We start from the raw sequence: 25872 nt of genomic DNA, 5'->3' as shown, positions 1-25872 counted from the left end.
AAAATTACTATGCAACTTCACAATGTAAAGTTTGTTAATGCCGCTGTCAGGCGCGTTTAAGTTTGAGTAAGGATAAGTAAAAACTATGGAACGTAATTCATTTATTTGGTTTTCAGCGTTAATGCTTTTGTTGTTAAGCAGTTGCTTATTCGCTAAACCCATGACCGTCAGTAGTGGGACTTTAATTCAAGATAAGGTGATGTCATTTGATGCAATCGCACCAAGGACTATCAATGTTTGGCTCCCTGATGGCTACGACATTAACAAAACGTACGATGTGTTATATATGCACGATGGCGATATGCTATTTGATGCGACTACGACTTGGAATAACCAAGAGTGGCAAGTAGACGAAGTGGTTAGTAAGTTGATTGCTGAACATCGTGTTAGGCCATTTATTGTTGTTGGAATACCTAATGGTGGACTGCAACGAGCAGCGGAATATTTTCCTAAAGTACCATTAAATCAGATGAACAATCTGCAAAAAACAGAGCTAATAAAGGGACTACCGTTACCTGAGAATAAGCCCTTTATCGTTACGTCAGATGAGTACCTTGCATTTCTAGTCACCAAAGTCATACCTTATGTTGAGTCAACATTTTCGGTTAATCGCGGCGGTAAACATAGATATTTAGCTGGTTCGAGTATGGGAGCATTGATCTCTTGGTACGGATTGATGCAATACCCTGACGAATTTGCAGGGGCTATTTGTATGTCGACGCATTGGGTTGGATTAAAAAGTGATAATGGCGTCGCGTTTAAACAGTTCTATAACTATATTGCTTCAAACCTATCTAAGCTAAAAGACCACAAATTGTATTTTGATTACGGAAATCAAACCTTGGATGTAAAATATCCCAAGTATCAACAACAAATAGACGCTCTTTTCACAACCCGTCAATACCCTAAAGAACAATGGCAAAGCTTGTTGTTTGACGGCCATGACCACACAGAACGTTCTTGGCAGTCTCGATTACATGTACCTCTGGCGTTTATGTTTGGACACTAAGTGGATGTCTAAAAGTACCATTTTGTTACAAACTTTGTATTGCATTGGTGTATTTGAAGTTCTTATTATGGGGTCATTCAAAATACAATAGGTTTAAAGATTGGACGTAAGAACTGCCGAAAATAACAAATTAGTTAGTGACGTTGTTGAAAGAGGACTGTCACGTTATTTTTCATCGCGCCACGAACTTGTAGACCAATTTGTTGAAAATAATTTTTCGATCAAACCGGCTTTTGAACTCAATAAAAAAGCTTTTGGTTTGGATATGTTAAAAACGCCACTGAATATTTTATGGACACCACCCCATTTTTTACTTTCAGGCACCGGTCGCATTCTCAAAAGAGTTTCTAACAATAGGCTCGGTGACCGTTTAGTTAAATTGCCGGCAGGTATTAAAACGGATGTAGAACAAGAAGTTGCTTGGCGCGTTCAAACTCAACTTTTGGAATTACCATACGAACAGGGTCCTCGTAAATTTACTGAAAACCGAATGTTAGCAATGATCTTAGAGGACGATAAGCTTAATGCTCTTTTTGACCAAAGTTTAATGCAACTCGCTGATCTTGTTGGTAACGAATCAGGGCAAAGAGCCTTAGCTGAAAAGTTATTAGTTTATGTCGACAGTAGAAAAGCCGCGGCAGAGTTGTCATCGGCTTTTGTTGCTCTAGCCGCTGGTTACGCAGCAAATAAATCGGTTAACTTTGGCGCGATGGGTTTGGGCAGTGTTTTGGCAGCCGGTATTGCTCATAATGTGGCTGTTTCTAGTTTTGTTTTAGGTAATACCCTAGGGGGACTTTATTATTCGGTATTCACTGCAAGTGCGTCCAAAACTATGATTGCGTTGAGTACTGGTGGAGTTGCAGTGGCACTTGGGGTTATCGCTTCATATACAGGATTTGTTACAGATCCTTTGCAAAAACACTTTGGCATGCACCAAAAAAAACTACACAAGGTGATAGATAAATTGGAACAACAATTTGTTGCTGGGGATAAAAGCGCTATGCAATTTAAAGACGGTTTTGTTGCACGGATCCTCGATTTAGCGGACTTAATGTTAGCTGTCACAGTTAAATAGTGTTTTGTTGGCGATAAATATGCTTATTTGTTGGTCTTTTTCTTGACCTTATATCTAAAACAAGTAGAATTCGCGCCTCCTCTTTATAGGGGGCGTTCCTGTTGGCTGAGTTAGTGATCGGCTGGCAATCATTAAAATTTGGAGAATACTATGTCACTAAGTGTAGAAGAAAAAGCAGCAATCCTTGCGGATTTCGGTACTTGCGAAAACGATTCTGGTTCTGTTGAAGTTCAAGTTGCATTGTTAACTGCTGACATCAACAAGTTACAAGACCACTTTAAAGCGCACAAAAAAGACAATCACTCACGCCGTGGACTTTTACGTAAAGTAAGTCAACGTCGTAAGCTTCTTGATTACCTTAAAGGTAGCAAGCTTGATCGTTACAACGACTTAATCCAACGTTTAGGCCTACGTCGCTAAGCGAAGTAGTCATTGGATTAGAAAAGGAGCATATATGCTCCTTTTTTTGTATCTGTTTTTTAGGTATAAGTTTATTGATTGCCTATAAGTTTCTACTTTTCAGTAGGAATAAACTAATCTTACTGCTGGCATTACTCATAAATTAAAGGTCTCAATGTTTAGAATATTTTTTTACTCAGTTTTGATATTTATGTCACAGACTATCGTCGCTGAAGTTGCGGTTGATATATTACCGGATGCATACACCGAACGAGATAAAGAGGTTTTGGCAAAAACCAAATTGTGTATCGACACGATAGAAAATACAGGTTTGACTTATATCGAGCCCAAATTATTGAAACGTTATTGCCGTTCAAAAGCGTGGGCAGAGGTATACAACCCAGGCCGATACGCAATGCGGATCATTAATGAAAAAGCGACAGAGTTTAACCCGTTTGTAATAACACCTCATAAACATAGCTACATAATGCCAGTCAGTTATTCAGACAATTTTAATTCCGAAGCCTATAGTGAAGTCGGAACTAATATAGATCATATGAAAAACTATGAAGCTAAATACCAAATCAGCTTAAAAGTTCCATTATTTACCTCTGATATTTTTGTCCCTGGGGATTCGCTTTATTTTGGTATGACAATTCAAGCTTGGTGGCAATTGTATTCAGAAAAACTATCAAGACCTTTTAGAGAAACGAACTATCAACCAGAAATATTTTATCAAGCGCCACTGCCATTTAAGCCATTTGGTGGGAATATGGGATTTGAATTAGGTATTGAACATCAGTCTAACGGTCAGTCTCAACTGTTGTCTCGAAGTTGGAACCGAATAAAATTTGGTATTTTATATGAACGTGGCGACCATTTTGTTGCATTTAGACCTTGGTACAGGTTGCCGGAAGGGGACAAAGAAGAGCCTTTATCGCCCATCGGTGATGATAACCCTGATATTGAAGATTACATGGGGCACTATACGATTGACGCGGCTTATGCGTTTTCTGACACGCGTAAAATTGCTGTAATGATCCGTAAAAATTGGCGAACAGGGAATGGCGCTATTGAAATAAACTTCACGAAACCAATCTTTGGCCGGATGATCGGTTTAGTTCAATATTTTAGCGGCTATGGTGAAAGCTTGATTGATTACAATCACAAGCAACAAAAGATTGGTTTTGGTATCGCACTAACTGAAATCTTCTAATGTAGGAAAATAGATAGGTATTCAACCCGAATTTAATTTCGGGTTGGTTTTTTTCTAAATAAAATTATCTAGAGCTGACGACTTTTTTAAGCACAAAGGCGCCCATTAAATCTCCCGCTTTATAGCCTATCGCTTTGTCATTCGGATAATTGAGTGCTAAATTTTCATTTACCGTATCTAACATATTACTGCCATGGCAATTTAGACATACGGGTTCTGCTTCAATAGCTTTCATATATTTATAAACAACTTTTTTTGGTCCAACGCTGGTTAGGCGTTCAACACTTAGCTGAGATATGGGTTTGCCGTTGTCATATGCTTTTTGAAATTGCTTTAATTGATTAGCTTCCCAAGCGTCCGGTTTATTGTCTGGATTACGGAACTTTAAACTGGTTCGTTCCAAGTCCCAACCACCGGTGCCATTTTGAACTAGCATATTTTGAGCAATTGACTCACACCCTTTGACGCTGCGTTTTAATGTTCCTAAGTCGATAGTTGACTGCAGTGTAGTGCGCAATTGATGGTTGTATGCGGTGATTTTTATGTCAGCCAATTGCTTTAATTTTGATGTTTCAACTTGCGCGGCATATGCCGAAATTGCAACAAGTGATGAAACACCCAAAATAAATATTCGTTTAGTCATTTTTATACCCTATCTAGAAAAACGCCCAGCACTATAAAACTATAATGAATTCGTTTGATTAGCAATTTTTGTTGCGGTTATTTTGGGTTAAAAGCTCAGACAGATTATTTAATTTCATTTACTGACAAGCTTAAAATACGGGCGTATAATATGCGCGAATTTAAATGAAAACATGATTCAGTATGGGGATACACTTTTTTGTAATAGTGCAACATCGTGGTCATAAAGACGCCCTAAGATAAACGCTGAATAAAAATGAAAATGAAAGGAAAAAAACGTGACTCCAATTATTAAGAAATTCCAGTATGGTCAACACGAGGTCACTCTTGAGACGGGCGTTATTGCACGTCAAGCAAGTGCTGCTGTTATGGCAAGCATCGGTGATACGGCTGTACTTATTTCAGTTGTTGGTAAAAAAGAAGCTAGTCCTGGACAAGACTTTTTCCCACTAACAATTAACTATCAAGAAAAAGCTTATGCTGGCGGTAAAATCCCTGGTGGGTTCTTCAAACGTGAAGGTCGTCCTGCAGAAGAAGAAACGTTAATTGCTCGCCTAATTGACCGTCCATTACGTCCATTGTTCCCAGCTTCATTCAAAAATGAAGTACAAGTCATTTGTACTGTAATGTCTGTTAATCCTGAAATTGCCCCGGACATCGTTGCATTAATCGGTGCGTCTGCAGCAATCTCAATTTCTGGTATCCCATTTAATGGCCCTATCGGTGCTGCACGTGTTGGTGTAATTGATGGCCAGTATGTTTTAAACCCTTCTCAAACTGAACTAAAAGTAAGTGACTTAGATTTAGTTGTTGCCGGTACTGAAAATGCAGTACTTATGGTTGAATCTGAAGCAGCTGTTTTATCTGAAGAAGTCATGCTTGGTGCAGTTGTTTATGGTCATGAACAAATGCAAGTGGTTGTTTCTGCAATCAACGAATTTGCTGCAGAAGTTGGCAATCCTGCGTGGGATTGGTCTGCTCCAGCAGAAAACACAGAATTAAAAGAAAAAGTTGCTGCACTAGCATCTGAAGGTATTACAGCTGCATACGCTATCGCTGACAAAATGGAGCGTTACGCTGCCGTTGGCGAAGTGAAAAAAGCAACAATTGCGACACTAGTTGAAGAAGCTGGTGAAGAAGGCGTTAACGAAAAAGAAGTGTCTGAACTTGTACATGACTTAGAGAAAGACGTTGTTCGTTCACGTATTTTAGCTGGTGAAAAACGTATCGACGGTCGTGAACCAGATATGATCCGTGCACTAGATGTTAAAACTGGCATCTTACCGCGTACACACGGTTCTTCTTTGTTCACTCGTGGTGAAACTCAAGCTATCGTTACGTGTACTTTAGGTACTGAACGTGATTCACAAATCATTGATTCGTTACTTGGCGAAAAACGTGACCCGTTCATGCTTCATTATAACTTCCCTCCATATTGTGTTGGTGAGACTGGTTTCATCGGTTCTCCTAAGCGTCGCGAAATTGGCCATGGCCGTCTTGCGAAACGTGGTGTTTTAGCGGTAATGCCTTCACAAGCAGAATTCCCATACACAGTTCGTCTAGTGTCTGAAATTACAGAATCTAACGGCTCGTCTTCAATGGCTTCTGTATGTGGTTCTTCTTTAGCACTTATGGATGCTGGTGTTCCAATTAAGGCGTCTGTTGCTGGTATCGCGATGGGTCTAGTTAAAGACGATAACAACTTTGTTGTATTGTCTGACATCCTTGGTGATGAAGATCACTTAGGTGACATGGACTTTAAAGTTGCTGGTACTACTGAAGGTATTACAGCACTACAAATGGACATCAAGATCGAAGGGATTACTCGTGAGATCATGGATAAAGCGTTAGTTCAAGCTAAAGCTGCACGTATCCATATTTTAGGTGTTATGGACGAAGCAATCGGCGGACACCGTGAAGAGATGTCTGAGTTTGCGCCTCGTATCTACACTGTTAAAGTTCCAGTTAAGAAAATCGCTGATGTTATCGGTAAAGGTGGTGCAACTATCCGTGCACTTACTGAAGAAACGGGTACAACAATTGAAATCGACGACGATGGAACCGTTAGAATTGCTGCAACAGACGGCGTAAGCGCTCAAGCCGCTATCGACCGTGTTAAGCAACTAACGACTGACCTAGAAGTTGGCCGTGTTTATCAAGGTAAAGTTGCACGTATCGTTGATTTCGGTGCGTTTGTTAACGTTCTACCTGGTAAAGATGGATTGGTCCACATTTCACAAATCTCTCAAGATCGTGTTGAAAATGTATCTGACGTATTATCAGAAGGCCAAGAAGTTGCCGTTAAAGTTCTCGAAATTGACCGTCAAGGTCGTGTTCGTTTGAGCATGAAAGAAGCGGGCGAAAAGACTGAAGCAGCAGCTGAATAATATTTAGCAACGCTTTTATCTTAGAAAAAAGAGAGCTTCGGCTCTCTTTTTTGTATTTAGCGCTCTGCAATGTAAAACGCTGTTTATCATCGGTTCAAATTTATGTTATTAATACGCCTACTAATCTAGGAGTCAGTATGAAGCTATTGTTTTCGCTAGTTGTTATTTCAGCGAGTTTATTAAGTGGTTGTGCCACCAAGTCGGTTGAACAAAATTCTCGACCTCATTTTGTCAATAATGCGGTCATTACCGAACCTCTCGAAATTGACTATCAAAGCGAACTTGCTGTAGCAAAATTGTCACAGCTAATTAACCACGTTAAGTTAGACAACGACAAGATGGCCCAGATGTTATATGACCGTGGGGTTATTTTTGACAGTATGGGCCTTAGAACATTAGCTCAACTCGATTTCCGTCGTGCTCTTGAGTACAAACCAGCGTTTGCCGATGCCTATAATTTTATTGGTATTCACATGACATTAATTGGTCAGTTCTCTCAAGCATTTGAGATTTTCGATAATGTTCTCGAAATTGAACCAGAACATAGTTATGTCTATTTAAACCGAGGTATCGCTTTATATTACTTTGGTAAAAATGAACTGGCAGTTGATGACCTAGAAACCTTTTTAATGCGTCAACCAAATGACCCTTACCGAGCTATGTGGTTGTATCTCGCAGAATATGAAATCAATCCTGAAGATGCACGTTTGAGACTTATTTATAACGCCTCAATGATTGATAAAAATAAGTGGTCTTATCAATTGATCGACCTTTTCCTTGGTGACATCGACGAAAAGCAATTTATTGAAAATATGAGCAGATCACTGCAAAGTCCTCGAGAACTGGTTGATCGCCTATGCGAAGGCTATTTCTATTTGGCGAAACTCAAATTACAGCAAGGTGATGAAGAAACCGCAAAAAACTATTTTCGACTTGCGTTATCTACCAACGTATTTGAATTTGTTGAGCACAAATACGCAAAACTTGAATTGGCTAAACTGTATGAAAAAGCTAAGCAACGATACAATCCAGCAAATCAGTTACCTGTAAAAAATTAGTGAATTAAGTAACAATCATGCAACCGTTATTAAAATGTTTGGTGTTTGTTACTTACCTTTTTTTGTCAAAAAGTGATGGGATCATTTTTACTCCAGTTATAGTCTGGTCCCATTTTGATGAATCTCAATCGTATCCGTATGTTGCCGCTGAATTTGGACACCCTCAGGCAAACTACACGGTATTTCAAAACAATCGTGACATTCAGTATTTAAAACGAGCTGCAAATTTTGGCGTAGCTCGCGCTGCATTTCAGTTGTTCGAACTCGCCCACAAACAAAATAATATCTCTGAGTCACTACTTTGGCTAAATCATGCAAGTGTATTGGGCAGCATAGATGCTCGATTCGAACTGCTGAAATTGCATATATTGGAAAAAAATTGGCAACAAGCTGACAAATATTACAAACAACATCTCGCTGACTGGCCAAAACTAACAGCAGTTAAATTGAAACAGGTTAATCAAATGCAGGTTCAAACCGAATTTGCCCTTTCTACCGACAATGACTTACTTAATTCTAAAGTTGATGTATCAGTACCAATATTGAGCAATATTGATAATAGGCGCAGATACAATACGGTTTCTCAATGTGAGATTTCCGCTGACGTGCTAGTTGCAAATAAGTCACTGTTGGCTTCGACCCAAGAATTGCTCGCGGAATATCAGCAAGAGAATAGGGCGCGCCAATCTGTTTGTTTTCCAAATGTGTATGTCGCTCATTCAATATCGAGCTTTTGTGAAGAAGATGAAGTTGGGCGAATTGATTGTGATTTACCAAAATTGTCATTAGTGTATAAGGCGTTGTCCACTAAGGATAACGCTAAGCGCTTCTCAAGCCACTTATTAGTCGTTGTTGATAAAGGGGACGCTAATACACGTGGTGGTCTCATGTTTATCGACAGTCAAGATAACGTAGCAGTATTAAGACATGAAATTGCCCATTGGCTACAACTATATGACGAATATCAAATCCACCCGTCTCAGCAAGTTTTATTATGCCAAACGTATAATCACAAAACGTTAGGGAAAAACTTAGTCGTAGCGACTGAAGAATTTAGTATCACAGAGCTTGAAGCGATCTATCACAGAGAGTTGTTCCCAGCGAACACCTGTAAAAATACCAGTTATAAAGCGTATAAGTTTTATTCAGCGCCGTCGTTTATGGAATATTTAGATTTACCTATTTCGAGTCAATATTGGGAGTTGATGAAGACCAATTCTGATCTGGCTTTGACGCCCGCCGCGATGAATTTTGCTTTAGCCTACAGAACCGACGATACGGCGCTACTTGATAAGAAAACAAGGCAGTTGCGACTTAATGAACAAGTCTATTGGCTAACGCAGGCATCGAATTTAAACTTTCTCCCGGCAAAAAGAATGCTGGCCCAGTATTATTTTAAAAACGGTGACTTCCCTTCAGGCCTAGATTTGCTAAGCGATGCTGCTCACGGGGGCGATCCAACGTCACAGGTTCTATTAGGTCATTATTATATCGAATCCACTTGGCTACCTCAGGATCTTACAAGCTCTGCACATTGGTATAAACAGGCGGCGATTCAGGATGATACGTACGGGTTGTACTTTTACGGCAAGTGTTTGGAAAATGGCTGGGGTTGTATACAGGACATTGATAAAGCATTTGAATATTACGAACGAGCTGCCAAGCTCGGCAGCGCACTCGCACAAAAAAGGCTAGGACATCTGTTGGAGTAAAGTCAGTTTCAGTGCAGGGCGTGTTCAATATTGGTGAATGTAACTTAGTATTAGATAATGTTGAAGTTGTTTTTGTATTGAATTCAATGGGTTAATTTTTGGTACGTTTATTCCATTATTTCACTGTGTCCAATAGGAATAGGTGGATGAAATGAGTCTATTTAATGAAGAGATCCGAATTAAGATAATGAGCGCAGTTCGTTATGAGAACAGATTAATTGGCGATGTATCAGACGAATTTGGTGTCTCAAGAAAACAGATATTCGACTGGCTAAAAACGGCGGAGCGTATTGATAAACGTACCAAAGCGCTTAAACAAAGTGGGATCAAGCGCCGAATGGAAAAACTCAATAAAGAGTTGGAATCGCTAAATTTAGTCTGAAAATTATAGGGTTTAAATTTTTGTTTGTAGAATTTGTAGAAACAGAGCGCTTCGTTTGCTGCATGAATGGAAGTGAAAGAGTTCTAAACTAACCGCAGTTTTTGTGTTCAATAAAATTTTGTCGGTTTGGTTAACGCAACAAAATACCTAAATTTTGCTTCACTAATTTATAAATTTAAACTGGAAATCATCAATCTTTCATATTGATGTTTTCCAGTGCAAGTAAGTTTTTATTGTGACTTTCTTAGTTTACGTGACGCTAATCCTATCAAGCCTAATGCAAAAATCGCCAGTGTGGGAGGTTCTGGTACGTCGGCTGTGGTAACGCCTTCAAATTGAATTTCTGCTATTATAGCGTAGTTTGCACCATGACTCGTTTTAAACGTAAGGTCTATAAAGGAAACATTTGTCGCACTTATTGCCTGCGTTTGAATGCTTTGTAAGTCTAACAAACTGCCAGAATAGCTATTGAGACTAAATAGGTTTTCATCCAAGAAGGTGAGTTGAAAATCTTTAAGACCTTCACTATCTCCATCAATACCGCCACCATTATTCCAGATACTTACTGAGCTAAGGTCGTAGTTGTCATCTAGTGTTAAGCGTACTCTGTCATCTTGATTTCCAGATAGGGGACGAAAGCCAAACCAGCGTGAACCTGCCGTTGTATAGCCATCAACAAGCTGTCCAACACCACCACCGGTATTCCAAGCAGTGCCAGATTCGACAGTTGCACTATCCGGTATTATTAAGCCAGCATAGGCGTTGTGCATAAAACCCAGTCCAGATACAAGTGCAAAAATTCTAAATAAGTGACCAATTTTATTAATTTTCATCTTTAGATCCACCTTTATAATAACGAACCATTTGGCTAGTTTTATCAATTTAAGTTAACAGAGCAAAGAATGTTCCATAGATGGAAACTGTATATGCATCAATGTCATAGATTTTTTTCAAATGGGTATAATATCAATGTTGTAAAAGATATGGACAGGTGAACATGGCGTGATTACTTTAAAGATTACGGGATATTTGACTGAGTTTATTTTACTCGGCAATACAGTTTCCGCTTTTTATCATTCATTTTAATATGATTAAAGGGCCCCTGATGCAACGGAAAAATCAGTCATATTTTAATGTACTTCAACAATTATCCTCTAATTAGGGGTTTTAACATGCCCTCTAGTCCATTCAGTTTAATTTCATACAATAGGGCAAGTTGTTTCCCTAAATTAGAGTTTGGGAAGCCTTGTTTATGAAACCAAACTAAATAGGGTTCAGGTAGATGGATCAGCTTTCGACCCGCATATTTACCAAAAGGCATTTCTGTATTAATCGCCTCTATGAGGGCTTTTTTGTCTAACATATTGTCCACTTGTTAAGGCGCCACTACTTGATTTCGGCCCATTTTTTTTGCCTTATATAGGTTTTGGTCAGCACTCACCAACAATGAATCTAAAGTACTCGTTTCATGAATTGTTTTAGAAACCCCGATAGAGGTCGTTAAATTGATATTGTGCCCGTTACAGCTCAGAACTTGCCCGTTGATTACTTTCAAACAACGATTGGCAACTCCTTTTGCATTGGTAGCGTCGGTGTTTGGTAACAACAAGGCAAACTCTTCCCCGCCTATTCTGGCAAATACATCATAGGGGCGTAAACACGTTTTGATCCTTTCAACAAATTCTTTTAGTACTTCATCACCAGCTGCATGCCCGTACTTGTCGTTTATTTCTTTGAACAAATCTAGGTCAAAAATTAACAGTGTCAGTGGTGTACCGTACCTTGTACTTCTGTCTATTTCAGTCTCAGCCAATTCGCTGAATTGCCGACGATTGTAAATACCGGTTAGAAAATCTGTCGAAGCAGCCATACGGAGCTGTTCCTGGGTATGTTCTAACTCAAATTGCAGCGATTTGTTCGAAGTTATGTCGGTCCCATGTAAAAAAAGACAGTCCTCAACAATAAATTCAGACACCTTAATCCATCGGCCATCATACAAATCAACTTCAAACGTTCTAAAGTTATCTGACCTTTGCTTGGATTCTGCCGCCGCTAACCATTCATCGATATTGTCGGTTTCGATTAGTATCCCTCTTTCTCTAGTAAAACAACTGCGTACTAGAGTAGAAAAAGTTTGTCCGATTATATCTTCAATTGGCGCATCAACAAAGCCAGCAAAAGCTGCGTTGCAATAGATGTATCTATTTTTACTATCCAATAGCGCAACAATGTCTTTACTGTTATGCAGCGCTTGTGACATTAATTCGGAAACGGTTGAGTTCTTTTTATCCATTATAAAACAGGTTGGTGGACGTAAATTTGAGTCTAGTGGGCATATAGCTATATGTCTATATTAAAAATACAGTTCCTAAGTCGTGTTTATCAAACATAAAGACATTTGAGCCTTTTTCCAGCGATAAAGCGTTTGGTCTATTTGAATTTACTGTTTGAGGAAGGTGTTGATATGCGTCTTTGAAATGAGCTTTGGATCAGTTTTGAGTCTAGTTTAAGTGGGAGGTGGGAGGAATAACATATAATCATTGCCAGGCCGCATATTCGGTTGGCAATGATTATGTTTGTTGTCTTTTCTACTTATTTTGCAAAAGACGTTAGCATCCATTGAACAAATACATCGAGCTCATCTCTTGACGCATGCCAATCATGTTGGATTAAGTAATAGCGGTCTCGAGTATGAAGTTGCTTTTCAAAAAGAGGCATAATGACCCCTTCATCAAACCAACTTTGGCTAATCGGTAACGGTACTAATGCTATGCCTAGGCCCTGTTGAGCTGCACGTGCTACTGAAAACATACTGTCAACTTGGACAATTCGTTTAGGATCGAAATCATCAACGTCGTTTTCACTGGCCCATTGATGCCACGACCAAGGGCGAGATTGATGTAATATTAGTGGCGCTTCGTATAACGCTTGTTTGCCTAATGGCTTTAATTTTTGGTAAAGCGCTGGGCTACATGCAGGCATATAACTTACGGGAAATAGCTCATATGTAAGTGCGTCTGTTGGTTTTGATGCCGCAAGTACTATGGATAGGTCCGTTTCTTTTTTGTTTTCAGAACGAGACTTTACCGTTTCAAGTTGCAAATTAATATTTGGATTTTGATCTGACCAATGACTTAATTTTGGAACAAATAGTTCGTTCGCAAAAAATTCGGGTAATGAAATACTAATTACCGAGTTTTCTGTTTCTTCACTAAATTTTTCAATTGTACTTTCAAGCTGCTCTATAACAGGTGCAATAGCTTGATAAAAATTTATACCATCACGAGTCAATTCAATTGCTCGAGTTTGTCGTTTAAAAAGCTGTTTAGACAACTGCTCTTCTAACAATCGGATTTGATGACTGACCGCTGAAGGTGTTATGTGCAATTGCTTTGCTGCATGTTTAAAACTTAAACATCGGGCTGCAATACAGAACGAGCGCAAACCACGAATTGGGGTTTGAATAGACATAGGACGTCCTTAAATAATTTTCAAGTATACTTTAGTTATAAGATAGCAAGGCCTAGGCCAAACTTTAGGTGTTTGAATTTAAAGGGAAATATATTATAGGTAATCATCGGACGTGATATTTGCACCAGTTTGGTGAGTATTAAATTAATTTAAGTTATGTATATGTCCAAAAGAGGGATGCACTGCCAGACAATCTTAATGAGAGAGTTGTGATTAGTAGCAAAGGGAATTGCTGAGAGTGAGGATATAGGATCTTTGATTTGGTAAATTTTAGGCAAAAAAATAGGCTCCCTAAAAAAGGAGCCTTAAAATTAGTTACCAAATAAGGTTAACTACAATCAACAGGGTAAGAACAAACCCGAGGAGGCATGAACTTATGTATTAGAGTATAGACTCTTTACTCTAATTGTAAAGCGGTATTTTGAAATATTTCTACAAAAGTGTAAATAAATAACAAAACAACGATATTTTCGACAATTTTATCTTTATTTTAATTGGTAGATGCTTTGGAATTAACGAATAGCGCCCGCGGGCAACATGAAATAAGGGAATAAGTAAGCAGGGAAGGCAAAAAAAGAGGCCACTTCAAAAGAGCGGCCTTAAAATTAGTTACCAAATATGGCGAACTACAATCAACAGGGTAAGATCTAAACCTGAGGAGGGTTAAGAACTTGTGATTAGAATATAGAGTCTTAACTCTAGTGTCGAACGCGTTAATTTAACCAGATGGTTAATGTTTTTTCATGTGTGATATTAAAAAAGAGGCCACTTCAAAAGAGTGGCCTTAAAATTAGTTACCAAATATGGCGAACTACAATCAACAGAGTAAGATCAGAACCTGAGGAGGGTTAAGAACTTGTGGTTAGACTATAGAGTCTTAACTTTAGTGTCGAACGCGTTAATTTAACTCGATACTTAAATAATTATTATCTATGAGATTTAGAATCTAACTCTTGAAATTAAGGTGTTTTTGTACCAAAGCAAACGTCATCAATTTTTGGTTAAAATTGAACTACGCAACAGTTACCAAATGTTTAACATTAGTTTGAGTGCCCATCAGGCAATACCATTGGGAGTCAATTAGTGTTTGTCAAAGCGTTTAAAATAACGATAAGCAGAACCACTCTTATGCTTAGCAACAACTAATAATTGTATTCACGATGTCCTAGCAATCTATCCTAATAGTGCTTGCAGAGGTAGCGTTTGCAAATTGAACTTTTAAAATAAGTCATTTTACATCGCTATTGCACCTCAGAAAATTAGCTGTTTATATTTTTAACTCAAAATCAACGGGCCAATCGAATAGCACTTTTATTATTCCTTAAAAAACAAACCAAACGGATTACCTGATTTTTGGCGACGTTGATATAAAACGGTTACCGTCAGCAACAATGCCAAGAATTCCGCACTTGGGCCAGCTAACCAAATGCCTTTTTCGGCAAACAAGAGTGGCAGAATAAAAATCAACGGCAGGGTAAAAACGTATACTTTTGCCAGGCGTAAAATAGCTGCTCTTTTTGCATCTCCCATCGCTTGGAACACAACTCCAATCATCATCAACGGACCTAATAAAAACAAGGCTGATGACATAATAGGTATAATACGTGCGACTTCTGCAGTTACACTTATATCGCTAACAAACACGCCACCTAACTGGTTTTTAAGTAGCCATACAAATAATTGGCAAAATGCACAATAAATAAAAGCGATGAAGATGGCGATTTTAATTGCACTGTTTGATCTTAGCCATTCTTTTGCCCCTATGTTATTACCTAAAATGGTTTGAAACGCCATGCTCAAGCCTAACAATGGCAGAAAAATAAACGTCATAATTCGGGTGATAATGCCATAAGCTGCCACAACCATGCTGTAGTTTTCATTACTCCAAATTTGTAAGTTATATAAAATAAAGGCAGAAGAAAGCGCGACACCAACATAAGACAAACTCGTTGGCGCGCCTAATGCCAAAAAGTCGGCCCATAACTTACGGTTCGCAGTAAAGCGCACAATAGACACCTTTAACGCGGTTTTACTGTAACGGCGAAATAAGTACACAGCAAACAGTGATAAGGTTTGCGCTAACAAAGTACCGTAAACAGAACCAACTACGCCCCAGCCAAGCATCGCAATAAAAATGTAGTTAAATATAATATTAAAGAATACCGATAACAAAGGCACAACTGCCATAAAAGACATTTGTCCTTCACAACGTAAGCTGTCGCTATTGATAGTGAGAATAAATAGCAATGGTGAGAAAAATATCATTAAAGATAAATAATTGTAACTCATGCTAGATAAGCTCGCTGAACCATTATTAACAAACAACACCAATTGTTCACCGCCGCCTAAAAACAGTAAAATCAGCACCATGCTAACAAACATTGATAGTGTCATTGCTTGGCTATAGGCCGATATAGCTTGGTCCGTTTTATTGGCGCCCAACAGCCTTGCCATCACACTTGAAAAGCCCGCAGACACCCAGCTTGATAAAGCCACCAGTAACATAAAAGCAGGAAATACTGAGGTAACGGCTGCAAGTGCATGTGCTCCAACATATTCACCTAGAAAGTAAGCATCAACTAATGAGAACGAACCATTGACCAACATCATTAAAATTATAGGTGCGGCGGTTTTCATAAATACAGACGGTAACGAACCGACAAGAAACATGTTTTTAGAATGGGGCATTATTTAAGTCCTAATAGTATAAGTCTCGTAAGAAAAAGGCTCGTAAGTAAAAACTATTTAATTGGTAGATAAATATCAGTGATCACTTCATGTTCGGGCACGTCGTGGACAAAATTTACATAATGGAAAAACACGGGAAAATCTCTGCATTGTTCACCACTCGTTGGTAACCATTGTTGATATAAATAATAAACCCCTTTTTTTAAGTCATCGCGATGCCCAATATCACGAACAACGGCGCAACGTCCTGCTGGAATAATTTTATTTACTACACCGTATTCGTTTTCTGGAATGTCTGCTTTTACCGAGCCGCAGAGATCAAAATGAAAATCTTCTGCTTTTACTACATTAGGATCAGAGTAAGGAATGCCGTAAGTATTACTGGTTTTAATTGGTGATAACTTGCTTGCTTTGCGCCAAGCAATAAACTTCATTGATGTTTGATAGTGGAGTTTAGGGTCACCATAATGCGCCAATGCAGCTATTTTTTGCTCTTCAAAATAAACGACTTTCACATCCATTTTATGTTCCGTTTTATCAATTAACTGTAGGGTCAATGTATCCGTTTTATCGTGCCAGTTAAGCCACTTTGGGGACTTTCTAAACTCAGACGGACTTTGTCCAAACTCACGTTTAAAGGCTCTTGAAAACGCTTCGGCACTTTCAAATCCAGCCTCAAAAGCAATATCGATAATTTTAATGTCAGCTTTAAATACCAACCTAAAAGACGCTCGCTTTAATCGTGACATCTGAATAAACTTAATTACACTAAGCCCGGTATATGCCGAAAAAACACGATGAAAGTGAAATTTAGAAAACCCCGAAACCGTGCTTAACCTGTCTAATGTTAAGTCATCATCTAGATTCTGATTAATGTAATCACATACTCTAAAGAGGTTTTGTTCATAGTTATTCATTTGACTAAACTTATCCCAGTGTTTTACTCATTTTTCAGTATTGAATTTTATGCGTTGTACAGTTTTATTAATCTTAAGCAGATTTTACATGTTGCCGTAAAAAAAATATTGACTGAGATTGCTAATCAGTAAAACAAAATAATTAACTAAAGTGGGTAAGCCGTTAATCCGTTTTTGGTTTTTCCCCTAATTAATAGTTTTCCCAGTGATCTAGGTGAGCCAAATGACCATGTCTTTAAGTCAGATGAAGGCGTAAGTAACTGATTGTTATAGATGCCGAACCTATCAGCCAAATTGACATTATTTTCAATAGTTGTCTTAACGAATCAAATATGAAACAAGTAAATTGACACTTATTTTTATGGAGTATATGATTCGAATACAATTTGTATACGGAACGTATAATGGGAATAGTTAAAATATCTGATCAGTTACATGATGAAATTAGAAAGTCTAGCAACGTCATGTCTAGATCAATCAACTCACAAGCTGAATTTTGGATAAAAATGGGTATGCTTGCAGAGCTAAATCCAACACTTACCTTTCATGAAATCATTAAAAGTCAATTGCTTAAAGAAAACCTTGCTATTGAAGGGTTATTGCATGAATAAAACAGTGATAAAAACGGAAACTGAAATTAACTTTATGAGAGAGTCTGGTAGGCTTCTATCTAAAGTATTTGCAATGCTCGACGACTTTATTTGTGAAGGTATAACAACGTTAGATATTGACTCCAAAGTTGAAAGTTACATTGTTAATGAATTAAAGGCCCGGCCTGCAAGTAAAGGGCAATATGGTTATCAGTATTCACTCAACTCTTCGTTAAATGATGTGGTATGCCATGGCGTACCTAATGATAGGCATATTTTAAAAGCCAAAGATATTTTAAATATTGATATCACCTTAGAAAAAAATGGTTATATCAGCGATTCAAGCAAAATGTATACTTTCAGTGCAACAAGCGCTGAAGCGAAACGATTAGTTAAAACCACTTACGAAGCAATGTGGGAAGGTATTAAGGTCGTAAAACCTAAAGCTACGCTGGGTGATATTGGTCATGCCATTCAAAAGCATGCCGAATCTGCGGGTTACAGTATTGTAAGAGAATATTGCGGCCATGGCATTGGTAAAGAGATGCACGAAGAGCCGCAAGTTCTCCATTATGGCAAACCTCATTCAGGTTTTGTTTTAGAAGCAGGAATGACTTTCACTATAGAGCCAATGATCAATCAAGGTTCAAAGAAAATAAAAACTAAAAAAGACGGTTGGACAGTAGTCACGCGTGATAAAAAACTTTCTGCTCAGTGGGAGCATACGATTTTAGTTACGCAAACAGGTTATGAAGTGCTAACCCTTCGTGAAGATGAAATACTATTATAATGGATAACCTATGCCGTTAGCTGCTCAAATCTAATGCTGCTTATTGCTTAAAGGTATGAACTTCGGTGGTTGACTCAATATCTTTGTTCAAATCACAAATCACAAATCACAAATCACAAACAGCTATGCTTGTCACAGTCCAATTTGATAAACATTGTTAATGTGTAGACTTATATCAATAGCAAATTGGTTTCGTGCTTAGATACTACTAATTGGATGCTTAGCTATGAAGTGTTTAGTTAATTATTAGAATAAAGGGATAAAAAAAGAGGCCACTTCAAATAAAGTGGCCTTAAAATTAGTTACCAAATTCGGCGAACTACAATCAACAGGGTAAGATCTAAACCTGAGGAGGGTTAAGAACTTGTGATTAGAATATAGAGTCTAAACTCTATTGTCGAACTCGTTAATTTAATCCAACAGGTGAATTATATTCATTTATTTGGGTAAAAAAGAGGCCACTTCAAATAAAGTGGCCTTAAAATTAGTTACCAAATTTGGCGAACTACAATCAACAGGGTAAGAACTAAACCTGAGGAGGGTTAAGAACTTACAAATAGAGTATAGACTCTTTGCTCTATTCACTAGCGTTATAAACTAACGCATTAAATTAATTTATTTCACTTGTTGACTAAAAATAACAGGTCCCTATCGCAATCTAAGCAAGACAATCTTATTTGAATACATTAATTAGTAATTAAAGCAATCCATCGGTTTACTAACTATTCAGTTACGAATATATGGTATTTGCTCTAATAAAAGTAATGTGAATACGTTAGTCAGCGCTAAATCTCAAATATAACATTATTGTGTAGTCATTCTAGCGGCATAGTGATATCTGCATTTAATGACTTCTTGTTCATTTCCACACGACCCATGTGTTTGTCAAATCAGCTAATTAACCATAAAACAAGTTTGCGCGAAAAATCTCGATTTTAATTATTTTTGTCAGAATAAACACCGTATTAGGGAAAAGGGGATAGCCGGCGTATTTATTTCATGTAATGGGTTATTTAATTTGGTGTGTCTAGCAATCTAATTATTGTTATCTTCTTCTTGTCTCATTGATTCATTTAAAAGGGGGAACAATAGAAAATCTCATACCCCTGTTTATAAGTTACAGATAAGATTTAGGACAGAAATTGTCATAGTAGTTAAATGTAGATTAGTGGTTACACATTAGTTATCTTTATATAACGTGCTGTTATTCGGTTTCTACTTTTGGTATGACTAACTACCGAGTACTTTAACGACTTCTTGATTAATTTCAGTTAATGCAAAGTTATGTGCTTTCGAACGAGAACCCTCACCGACGGCTTTTTTAGGGTAAACATAGTCCTTTGTTTTAATGTCATCGCCATATAACTCGTCGAGTGCTGCGCGTATTTCACTCAGTGTTTTTTCAAGATTTGAGGCAAAATTTGGGCGTTTTCGAATTGTGTGGCCTAGCTCGATAAGACGAGAAAAATATTTACGACACAGCTGGCTAAATTCATCCGGGAGATCTTTGTTTGGGTTTAGTGATTTCTCCGGATACTTTAAACAGTATTCGACAAGCGACGCGTAAAAACAGAGTGGCTTATTAGCTAAGGCAACTTGTATACCTGTTACCGGATTTACTAGCACTTTTTGATGTAAGTCTATTTTTAACCTGCAGGGATCGATGTCAATGAAACGTTCTTCGGCAACATTTTTAAGTGTTTTTTCACTATAAAATATGTAGATAGAGGCAATAAATATGGCAATAAAAAATGGCCATAAACTGATAAAAGAAAATAAACTTATCGGAGGATGCACTACTATTATATAGGTGTCGTTATTAATGCCAGTTAAAACAAGGTTGTATTGTCTTAGTTCGGGATCCGCAGCAGTGGCTGAAACCTCAACACCAACAACTCTAATAGGATAGTGTTTGTCGATTAGGATCTTATTTAATTTGGCTAAGTATCGGCCCCCTTCAGTGCCATCTTCTATATATATAGGCAAAACATCAAAGTTATGAGTTAAATCCATTGCGATACGTTGCTTTATTTGGTTTTCAGCATTTATAACATCGACTTGCTCAGATTGAACGTAACCTATTGTGTAAGCACCTTGAAGCACAAATAGCGTTGGTATGAACCATAAATAAAAGCGTCGAGTTAAAAATATGTGTTTTATCGCACCAAAATCTAAGGTGAACCTGGAAATATTCGCCATGTTATTGATTTAACTCCGGAATCGTTTTTGCCATATTACAGTGGGCAAAAGGGATTAGATTGAGACTTTTATAATAGTTTTGAGACTGGCCAGTGGATAATTGCAATAGCATAGATTGACTAGCACATAATAAGTCATCATTTCGATTTGTCAGTTTGATGTACCAAGAAGAACCACTAACTGGGCTGGATATTGGTACTCGGTAATTTGTTGAAAATAAAGCTTCATCTTCAGCTTGCCAATACGACGAAATAATATCTACATCACCAGAATATAACAAAGTTCGCATTTCTTTATGGCTGCGTGCATATACGATGTCTAACTTTTCGAGTGATAAACCAAGTTCGGTAAATATTTGAACTGGAATGATATGGCCACTGCGACTGGTTGGGTAATTCAGAAGGGCAATTCGTTTGTCTAAGAAGTAGTTTTTGGTCAAAACTGGACGTTCTTTTCGGGCGATTAGATAGGCTTGATATTTAGGGTAACTTGCAATTTTTGTATACCCATGAGTTTCTTCAGACTTGAGGGCACTCATGATGTTTTCTTTTACTAAGGCAAGATCGGCAATCCCTTTCCCAATGATTTGCAACGTATGGCTATCATTGATATGCCAAAAAGATTTAACGCTGCCAAACTGTTTGTTGATGACTTTGTTGTTGCATGCAACATCATTTAGCATACTCGCAGCTTCTTTGCCGCCACTAAAAATAAAAAACTGTTCTTTATTATGTGTGCTTGACGTCAGACATTTTTTTGTTTCAACAATTAAATTAGGTATTGACGTGGGTAAATTGCCATTAGTTTTGCCAGATATCCACCAAGTGAACATCGAAAATAGACACAAAACTGTCACATACCAACTGGTTTGAGCTCTATGCTGTGATTTGTTCATAATAATTTTTTCATTGGTAAATACATGTTTATTTATCGACCGGTAAAATTACTTTTAGTAATAAGTAAGTTTATTTTAGCACTGTAACATTATGATTTTAAAGTTTTATTACAAGGGGATTATGAATTGTGTTAACGCCTTTTTACTTAATCCTGTAACGGTAAAGTGACGGCATGAATTTTTGGTGTTGGTAAGTTGTTGTATTTACTAATGTTGCCAAAATGTTTAAAAATTTAGGCCAATTAAGGAATTATTGTGTTTGCTAATTTAAAATCAACTTTGCCAATACAGCTTTTGAATAAAACGAAAGTAAGTTTAGGCACTGCAGTCTTTATTGCATTGGTATTAGTTATGACGACTTATATACCAAAGGTGAATGCATGGGGGCAAAATGGTCATCGTATCGTTGGTCAAATTGCTTTGAATCATTTGACACCGGTTGCACTAGAGAAGGTTCTCGCCTTATTGTCAGGTGACCGATTACCAGAAGTCACAACTTGGGCAGATGAGATGCGATCAAACCCAGACGAGTTTTGGAAGTATCAATCTTCAAAATGGCACTATATCAGTATTAACAAGCTTACCGACTTTAAACCTGAAAAATACAACTTCCCATTCCAAGAAACACCAAAAGATATCTACTCCGCAATCCTTAAAAATATCACAGTATTAAAAGACAAATCCTCTTCTCAAGCCGACAAAGAATTTAACCTTCGCTTTTTGACTCACTTAATCGGTGATCTGCATATGCCTTTGCATGTTGGTCGTAGCGAAGACCGCGGTGGCAATCGTATAAAAGTGAAATATTTTGGTAAGGAAACTAATTTACACTCTTTGTGGGATACGGCATTAGTTGAATCACAAAATCTCTCTTATAGAGAGTTTGCGGACTTTATAGAAACAAATGATCAAGCAGTCATCAGCAAGTATTTAAACTCTGGTGTACAAGACTGGATCACGGAATCATATGAATTTAGTCAAATTGTTTACAACATTGGCGATGGCGACTTTGGTTATGAATACCAATATCAAAATATGCCAATTGTTAAAACGCAATTGTTAAAAGCGGGTATTCGTTTGGCTGGCATGCTGAACCTAATTTTTGACCCGGCCTCAGAGCCTGGCAAAAATGCAGTAACAAAAATCCAATAATCACAACTTTGAAGTTAAACAACACTTACTAGGAACTGAAAAATGAAGCTGATTAAACGCAGTGCTCTTGGACTGGCCGTCGCAGCGGCCCTAAATGTTGCACCAGTTATGGCTGACGAAACGTCGTCTGCTATACGTGGTGTGGTAACAGGTAACAATGGTAGTCTCGTAACTGACGCAGTTATTACGATCCTACATGAACCTACCGGTCGTGTTACTACGTTAAAAGTAAACGAAGCAGGTAACTTTAATGCCAAAGGTTTACGCGTTGGTGGTCCATACAAAATCGTTATTGATTCTGATGAATACAAAGATTCTGAAATTAGCGATGTTTATTTGCAAGTTGGCAAAACGTTACGTTTAAGCCCTGTTTTGAATCTAGAAGAAATGGAAACTATTACGGTTACAGGCGCTCGTATTGTGAGTGATAACCGCGGTGGTGGTGCAAGTTTTGGGTTGCGTGAAATTGAATCAACACCTTCTGTTGACCGTGATTTAAAAGAAGTTTTACGTTTGAACCCATTAGTTAATATTGGTGCTGGTTCTGAGTCGCAAATGTCAATTGCTGGTTCAAACCCTAAGTATAATAGCTTTAGTGTTGATGGCGTTCGTCAAAATGATGACTTTGGCCTTAATGGTAACGGTTACCCAACTCAACGTTCACCGATCTCTATCGATGCGGTTGAGCAAGTTTCTGTAAATGTTACGCCTTTCTCAGTGACAAACTCTGGTTTCTCTGGTGGTCAGGTCAATGCAGTAACTAAGTCTGGTACAAATGAATTTCACGGTTCAATTTTTATTGAAAAGAAAAGTGATGCGTTAGCAGGTGATGTTAAAGACCCGTTTTCTGATGAAGAACGTGATATCACGCCTGAATTTAGCGAAGACGTTTGGGGTTTCACTGTTGGTGGACCAATCATCAAAGACAAATTGTTCTTCTTTACCTCGTATGAGAAGTACGACGCAACGGCACCAATCGAATACGGACCAGACGGTTCTTCAGCGCCTAATTCAACAGATGCAACTGTTGCGAGTTATAACGAAGTTGTGCAAATTGCAAAAGATGTATATGGCGTAGATGCCGGAAACTGGGAAGTTGCTCCAACAGAAGAAGATGAAAAGTTCCTTTTAAAATTAGATTGGAATATCAACGAAGATCATCGTGTTTCTGCAACTTACCAACACACTACGGGTAACAGTATTCGTAACCAATCTTCAAGTGGCAGTGAGTTACGTTTAAGCTCACATTGGTACAATAAAGAAGAAACACTGGATAACTTAAGCGTACATTTATATTCAGACTGGACAATGGACCTATCAACTGAATTTAAAATTGCGTTCAAGAACGTAGAAACAATTCAAGCTTCATCAAGTAAGGCATTTGGTGATATCACTGTTGCTACGGGACTAGATAGTCGCGGCCGTCCAGCAGGGAATATTGCCTTTGGTTCAGACCAATATAGACACGGTAATGAACTAGATAACCAAACGTTAAGTTTGCGTTTTGCTGGTGAATATTTAATGGGTGATCACGTTATTGGTTTCGGTATCGAACATGAATCAATTGACGTTCGCAACTTGTTTGCTCCAGATTCATTAGGTCGTTGGGAATTCGACAGTATTGAGGATTTCCGTAACAAAGAAGCCGCTGAATTTTTCTATTCAAATGCGTACAGTAACGACTCTGAAGACGCTGCTGCAAAATTCAATTTCGGTAGCACCTCTTTATTTATAGAAGATGCTTGGGCGATTACGTCAGACTTTGAAGTTACAGCTGGTCTACGTTATGAAACTATTCATAACGACGATAAGCCTGCTTATAATGAAAACTTTGATAACCGTTATAGCTCAATGGGTATCCGTAATGACGTAAGTCTAGACGGTTTAAGTATCATATTACCTCGTATCTCATTTGTTTGGGATGTTGATTTCGATACTGTTGTACGTGGTGGTATCGGTCGTTTCTCGGGTGGTCGTCCAAATGTTTGGATTTCAAATGCCTATAGTAATGACGGTGTAACATACACTACGTTCAACGACGGTAGCATCGATGATTCACTTTTCTTATCTAATGTAGATATTAAACAAGTACCTACAGATGTCCAAAACAGTTTAGTTGCTGGTGACGGTAACGTGAACGTAACTGACCCAGACTTTGAAATGCCTTCTGATTTGCGTACTAGCATCTCAATTGAACACACGTTTGATATACCTGCTGTTGGCGAAGGTTTTGTTGCAAGTGCTGAGTTTATCCATGTTGAAAAAGAAAATGACGTTCATTGGGTAGATTTAACTCGTAAAGAAATTGGCACAACTGCTGATGGCGGCCGTATCATTTATGAACCAATTGATTATTTGACTGGCGAACGTACTAACCGTTATGACTTAATGTTAACCAATGCAGATAAAAATGGTACTAGTGACATTTTCACTACTAGCCTATTTAAAGCATGGGATAACGGTGTAACGTTAAACATGTCTTACACTAATCAAGACATCACTGAAGGTAATGCAGGCGCAAGCTCTACTGCTAAATCTAACTTCCGTTATGTTCCAGCTGTAAGCAGAAACGTACCGCATATTGCAACTTCTGATTATGAAATTGAACATCGTTTTGTCTTAAACTTAGGTTATACAACTGAGTTTTTTGCAGGCTACGATACTAAGTTCAACTTGTTCTTTGAACGTAAATCAGGCTCACCTTACTCGTACACAATGGGTGCATTTAGAGATGGTGACTTAGGTGACCAAAGCTCATTCTACAGTGATGGTTATTACTTACCTTATATTCCAACAGGTGCTGATGATCCTAACGTTATTTTTGACGGTATAAGCTACGAAGACTTTGCTGAACTTGTTGAAAAAAGTGGACTTTCAGGTTACGCCGGCGGTTACGTTCCTAAGAACGTTGGCCGTACACCTTGGAGAACTCGAATGGACTTACATGTTGAACAGGAAGTTCCTGGCTTCATGAAAGGTCATAAAGGTTCAATCTACTTCGATGTTAAGAACTTACTTAACTTATTCGATGAAGACAGTGGTTTAGTATTGAATAAACAATACCAAAATCAGGGCATCGTTGATTATGATTTGGATGACCAAGGTCGTTATGTTTACGATGAACCTTTCTATGGTAGAGAAACTGACAATTTTGACCAAATCGTTGTTGAAGATTCTGCATGGTTAGTTAAAGTCGGTATTAAATATCGTTTCTAATTAGTTTAGTGACAATATGATTTGCATCAGCAATTCATAAATTAGAAACTTAGTAATTAAAGCGGCTCATAGTA

21 protein-coding genes are annotated in these 25872 nt (G+C 38.0%); 12 read left to right on the top strand and 9 right to left on the bottom strand.

Annotation, left to right across the window (positions count from 1 at the left end; genetic code table 11):
* The first annotated feature begins 85 nt into the window (after window positions 1-85).
* The 4 genes from Q4575_RS04230 to Q4575_RS04215 all read left to right on the top strand — a co-directional run bounded on the left by Q4575_RS04230 (window position 86) and on the right by Q4575_RS04215 (window position 3699).
* Entirely contained in the window at window positions 86-1009 is a 924-nt protein-coding gene (locus Q4575_RS04230) for an alpha/beta hydrolase (RefSeq protein ID WP_303521403.1), read from the top strand.
* 100 nt (window positions 1010-1109) lie between these two features.
* Entirely contained in the window at window positions 1110-2084 is a 975-nt protein-coding gene (locus Q4575_RS04225; RefSeq protein WP_303521402.1) for a DUF6635 family protein, read from the top strand.
* A gap of 150 nt (window positions 2085-2234) precedes the next feature.
* A complete protein-coding gene (gene rpsO, locus Q4575_RS04220; protein ID WP_215962687.1) occupies window positions 2235-2504 on the top strand; it encodes a 30S ribosomal protein S15 in 270 nt (89 codons plus the stop codon).
* Window positions 2505-2694: 190 nt separating this feature from the next.
* On the top strand, window positions 2695-3699 hold the full coding sequence (locus tag Q4575_RS04215) for a phospholipase A (protein ID WP_303521400.1): 1005 nt from the start codon (window positions 2695-2697) through the stop codon (window positions 3697-3699).
* 64 nt (window positions 3700-3763) lie between these two features.
* On the opposite strand, the gene Q4575_RS04210 is transcribed toward Q4575_RS04215, so the two are convergent.
* Window positions 3764-4342, bottom strand: coding sequence for a DUF3365 domain-containing protein (locus tag Q4575_RS04210; protein ID WP_215962689.1), 579 nt, complete (start codon window positions 4340-4342; stop codon window positions 3764-3766).
* 277 nt (window positions 4343-4619) lie between these two features.
* Between Q4575_RS04210 and pnp the strand changes: the two genes are divergently transcribed.
* The 4 genes from pnp (at window position 4620) to Q4575_RS04190 (ending at window position 9880) form a co-directional block, all read left to right on the top strand.
* Window positions 4620-6728, top strand: a complete 2109-nt coding sequence (gene pnp / locus Q4575_RS04205; RefSeq protein WP_303521399.1) for a polyribonucleotide nucleotidyltransferase — start codon at window positions 4620-4622, stop codon at window positions 6726-6728.
* Between the two features lie 137 nt (window positions 6729-6865).
* Window positions 6866-7786, top strand: a complete 921-nt coding sequence (gene nlpI / locus Q4575_RS04200; RefSeq protein ID WP_272180068.1) for a lipoprotein NlpI — start codon at window positions 6866-6868, stop codon at window positions 7784-7786.
* 17 nt (window positions 7787-7803) lie between these two features.
* Window positions 7804-9498: a tetratricopeptide repeat protein gene (locus tag Q4575_RS04195; RefSeq protein WP_303521398.1), complete on the top strand. Its 1695-nt coding sequence runs from the start codon at window positions 7804-7806 to the stop codon at window positions 9496-9498.
* A gap of 151 nt (window positions 9499-9649) precedes the next feature.
* Window positions 9650-9880, top strand: a complete 231-nt coding sequence (locus Q4575_RS04190) for a hypothetical protein (RefSeq protein WP_215962693.1) — start codon at window positions 9650-9652, stop codon at window positions 9878-9880.
* 230 nt (window positions 9881-10110) lie between these two features.
* Here Q4575_RS04190 and Q4575_RS04185 read toward each other — a convergent pair whose 3' ends face one another.
* The 6 genes from Q4575_RS04185 to Q4575_RS04160 form a co-directional block, all read right to left on the bottom strand.
* Window positions 10111-10713 (bottom strand): PEP-CTERM sorting domain-containing protein, encoded by a 603-nt coding sequence (locus Q4575_RS04185; RefSeq protein ID WP_303521397.1) that lies wholly within the window; start codon window positions 10711-10713, stop codon window positions 10111-10113.
* A gap of 314 nt (window positions 10714-11027) precedes the next feature.
* Window positions 11028-11243, bottom strand: coding sequence for a DUF3820 family protein (locus Q4575_RS04180; RefSeq protein WP_215962695.1), 216 nt, complete (start codon window positions 11241-11243; stop codon window positions 11028-11030).
* Window positions 11244-11255: 12 nt separating this feature from the next.
* On the bottom strand, window positions 11256-12173 hold the full coding sequence (locus Q4575_RS04175; RefSeq protein WP_303521395.1) for a sensor domain-containing diguanylate cyclase: 918 nt from the start codon (window positions 12171-12173) through the stop codon (window positions 11256-11258).
* A gap of 299 nt (window positions 12174-12472) precedes the next feature.
* Window positions 12473-13345 carry a LysR family transcriptional regulator gene (locus tag Q4575_RS04170; protein WP_215962732.1) on the bottom strand — a complete coding sequence of 291 codons (873 nt, stop codon included), beginning with the start codon at window positions 13343-13345 and terminating at the stop codon, window positions 12473-12475.
* A gap of 1320 nt (window positions 13346-14665) precedes the next feature.
* A complete protein-coding gene (locus Q4575_RS04165) occupies window positions 14666-16039 on the bottom strand; it encodes an MATE family efflux transporter (protein WP_303521394.1) in 1374 nt (457 codons plus the stop codon).
* A 53-nt stretch (window positions 16040-16092) separates the two neighbouring features.
* On the bottom strand, window positions 16093-16956 hold the full coding sequence (locus Q4575_RS04160; protein WP_215962698.1) for a GyrI-like domain-containing protein: 864 nt from the start codon (window positions 16954-16956) through the stop codon (window positions 16093-16095).
* A gap of 404 nt (window positions 16957-17360) precedes the next feature.
* On the opposite strand from Q4575_RS04160, the gene Q4575_RS04155 reads away from it, so the two are divergent.
* Both Q4575_RS04155 and map read left to right on the top strand, forming a co-directional pair.
* Window positions 17361-17567 carry a ParD-like family protein gene (locus tag Q4575_RS04155; RefSeq protein WP_215962699.1) on the top strand — a complete coding sequence of 69 codons (207 nt, stop codon included), beginning with the start codon at window positions 17361-17363 and terminating at the stop codon, window positions 17565-17567.
* Window positions 17560-18336 (top strand): type I methionyl aminopeptidase, encoded by a 777-nt coding sequence (map, locus tag Q4575_RS04150; RefSeq protein WP_303521393.1) that lies wholly within the window; start codon window positions 17560-17562, stop codon window positions 18334-18336. The genes Q4575_RS04155 and map overlap by 8 nt, the downstream gene beginning before the upstream one ends.
* Before the next feature lie 1230 nt (window positions 18337-19566).
* Here map and Q4575_RS04145 read toward each other — a convergent pair.
* Complete coding sequence (locus tag Q4575_RS04145) at window positions 19567-20535, bottom strand: hypothetical protein (RefSeq protein ID WP_303521392.1); 969 nt, start codon at window positions 20533-20535, stop codon at window positions 19567-19569.
* Between the two features lies 1 nt (window position 20536).
* Window positions 20537-21430: a PhnD/SsuA/transferrin family substrate-binding protein gene (locus tag Q4575_RS04140; protein ID WP_303521391.1), complete on the bottom strand. Its 894-nt coding sequence runs from the start codon at window positions 21428-21430 to the stop codon at window positions 20537-20539.
* Window positions 21431-21685: 255 nt separating this feature from the next.
* Here Q4575_RS04140 and Q4575_RS04135 point away from each other — a divergent pair, with 255 nt between their 5' ends.
* Together Q4575_RS04135 and Q4575_RS04130 are read left to right on the top strand one after the other, a co-directional pair.
* Entirely contained in the window at window positions 21686-22582 is an 897-nt protein-coding gene (locus Q4575_RS04135) for a S1/P1 nuclease (RefSeq protein WP_303521389.1), read from the top strand.
* Between the two features lie 42 nt (window positions 22583-22624).
* Complete coding sequence (locus tag Q4575_RS04130; RefSeq protein ID WP_303521388.1) at window positions 22625-25798, top strand: TonB-dependent receptor; 3174 nt, start codon at window positions 22625-22627, stop codon at window positions 25796-25798.
* Window positions 25799-25872: the final 74 nt, after the last annotated feature.

Source organism: Psychrosphaera sp. 1_MG-2023 (assembly GCF_030548245.1).
Classification (GTDB): domain Bacteria; phylum Pseudomonadota; class Gammaproteobacteria; order Enterobacterales; family Alteromonadaceae; genus Psychrosphaera; species Psychrosphaera algicola.
The sequence above is the reverse complement of the archived record's forward strand: the minus strand, read 5'-3'. Positions and strand labels throughout refer to the sequence as shown.

What these genes read in the sequence shown, in the direction of transcription:
- Q4575_RS04230 (WP_303521403.1), top strand. Translation starts at nt 86, where the DNA reads ATGGAACGTAATTCATTTATTTGGTTTTCAGCGTTAATGCTTTTGTTG.
- rpsO (WP_215962687.1), top strand. Translation starts at nt 2,235, where the DNA reads ATGTCACTAAGTGTAGAAGAAAAAGCAGCAATCCTTGCGGATTTCGGT.
- Q4575_RS04215 (WP_303521400.1), top strand. Translation starts at nt 2,695, where the DNA reads ATGTCACAGACTATCGTCGCTGAAGTTGCGGTTGATATATTACCGGAT.
- Q4575_RS04210 (WP_215962689.1), bottom strand. Translation starts at nt 4,342, where the DNA reads ATGACTAAACGAATATTTATTTTGGGTGTTTCATCACTTGTTGCAATT.
- nlpI (WP_272180068.1), top strand. Translation starts at nt 6,866, where the DNA reads ATGAAGCTATTGTTTTCGCTAGTTGTTATTTCAGCGAGTTTATTAAGT.
- Q4575_RS04195 (WP_303521398.1), top strand. Translation starts at nt 7,804, where the DNA reads ATGCAACCGTTATTAAAATGTTTGGTGTTTGTTACTTACCTTTTTTTG.
- Q4575_RS04190 (WP_215962693.1), top strand. Translation starts at nt 9,650, where the DNA reads ATGAGTCTATTTAATGAAGAGATCCGAATTAAGATAATGAGCGCAGTT.
- Q4575_RS04185 (WP_303521397.1), bottom strand. Translation starts at nt 10,713, where the DNA reads ATGAAAATTAATAAAATTGGTCACTTATTTAGAATTTTTGCACTTGTA.
- Q4575_RS04180 (WP_215962695.1), bottom strand. Translation starts at nt 11,243, where the DNA reads ATGTTAGACAAAAAAGCCCTCATAGAGGCGATTAATACAGAAATGCCT.
- Q4575_RS04175 (WP_303521395.1), bottom strand. Translation starts at nt 12,173, where the DNA reads ATGGATAAAAAGAACTCAACCGTTTCCGAATTAATGTCACAAGCGCTG.
- Q4575_RS04165 (WP_303521394.1), bottom strand. Translation starts at nt 16,039, where the DNA reads ATGCCCCATTCTAAAAACATGTTTCTTGTCGGTTCGTTACCGTCTGTA.
- Q4575_RS04160 (WP_215962698.1), bottom strand. Translation starts at nt 16,956, where the DNA reads ATGAATAACTATGAACAAAACCTCTTTAGAGTATGTGATTACATTAAT.
- Q4575_RS04155 (WP_215962699.1), top strand. Translation starts at nt 17,361, where the DNA reads ATGGGAATAGTTAAAATATCTGATCAGTTACATGATGAAATTAGAAAG.
- map (WP_303521393.1), top strand. Translation starts at nt 17,560, where the DNA reads ATGAATAAAACAGTGATAAAAACGGAAACTGAAATTAACTTTATGAGA.
- Q4575_RS04145 (WP_303521392.1), bottom strand. Translation starts at nt 20,535, where the DNA reads ATGGCGAATATTTCCAGGTTCACCTTAGATTTTGGTGCGATAAAACAC.
- Q4575_RS04140 (WP_303521391.1), bottom strand. Translation starts at nt 21,430, where the DNA reads ATGAACAAATCACAGCATAGAGCTCAAACCAGTTGGTATGTGACAGTT.
- Q4575_RS04130 (WP_303521388.1), top strand. Translation starts at nt 22,625, where the DNA reads ATGAAGCTGATTAAACGCAGTGCTCTTGGACTGGCCGTCGCAGCGGCC.